We start from the raw sequence: 1,362 nt of genomic DNA on the forward strand, positions 1-1,362 counted from the left end.
CGCTTCTTGTCCGCCTTGGTCGAGAAGCCGCCGCTGAGGTCGACGTAGTCGTTGCGCGAATAGTGCTCGGACCAGCGGTGCGAGGTGGCGTTCTGCACCTCGCCGATCACGGTGACTTCCTGGGACTGCTTTGGAACGAGCAGACGATCTCCCGGCCGGAGCACGATGTCGGATGGACCGCCGGGAGAACCTCCGGCGATGGCCTCGACGTCGATCACCAAACGGCCCACCGCGGCGGTGCTCTCGAGCTGCGCGAGCAGCGACTCTGCAACGGAGATCGCCGGCGGCGTCTGCGCGCCACCTTGGAGGGCGAGCATCGCGAGGTCGCGCCGCAGACGCTGCGCGAGTACGTCGAGCTGCTGCTGCTCGCGCTCGCGCAGGTCTTCGCGCATGAAGATTGCGCCCTCGGGGAATGCGAGCTCGGTGAGTCCCCCCGCACGCTGGAGCACGGAGTGGAGGGTCTCTCCTCGGCGAAGCGGGTAATCGCCAGGGAAGCGCACCTCGCCCACCAGCGTGACGGACTCGTCCTCTCGCCACTCCGGGAGCTCTTGGATGGTGAGGGTGTCGTACGGAGCGAGCTCACTGTCCGCGGAATCGTCGCCCCGAATGACTGCGGCGAGGTCGATCTTCACGAGCTCGGCCTTGCGAAACTCGCCGTCTAAAACCTGCTGGCGTGTGAGCTCTGCGCTCCCGCCGTATGCGGCGTCTTCGAGGCTGCCGCCTGCGCGCAGCAGGTCGCTCACGCGCATGCCCGGCTCGAGCGGATACTGGCCCGGCGCCCGCACACGCCCGGCGATGCTCACAACTTGCAGCGGCGCGTCGTGGGTCGCCTGAGAGCGCAGCTCGCGCACGATCGCCGAGACGGCCCGGTCGCGGCCCGACTGCAAATCGAACACGGTGAGCTGATCGCGTGGCTCCAACTCGACATCGTTCTCAGAGCCCCGGTTCGCGAGGGCAGCCGCGAGATCCGCAGAGAGCGCGATGAGCCGTCGGTCTGGCGGCAGCTCGCGTCGAATGAGCACGTAATGCGTGTCCGCCTTCGGGCGCAGGTCGGCGAACGAGAGCACGTCGCTGATGCGAAGCCCGGGGCGATGTTCGTGCGCGCCGGGCCGCAGTACGTGGCCGTCGACGAGCACCGCGCCCTCGAGCGTGTCGCGGATCGGGTTCACGCGTAGGCGGTCGCCGTTGCGGAGTTTCAGTGCGCGCGCTTCGGGCGAGCCGAGTGCCACGTTGACGACAACGCGCTCGCCACGCTCGTTGATTCGCTCGAGGCGCGCCTCGCGCGCGTCGGCGCGGGGAGCCAGGCCGCCGGCGAGCTGAACCAGGTCTGCCAGCGTCGAGCCCGGCCGGATCTCGTAGAGC

Annotated in this window: 1 protein-coding gene; it reads right to left on the minus strand. The window is 68.9% G+C overall.

The window, feature by feature from the left end:
* The coding region (locus FJ091_22230) for an SLBB domain-containing protein (GenBank protein MBM4386067.1) at nt 1–1,362 on the minus strand (1,362 nt) is incomplete at both ends.

The organism is Deltaproteobacteria bacterium (assembly GCA_016875395.1).
In the GTDB taxonomy this organism is placed as follows: domain Bacteria; phylum Myxococcota_A; class UBA9160; order UBA9160; family UBA6930; genus VGRF01.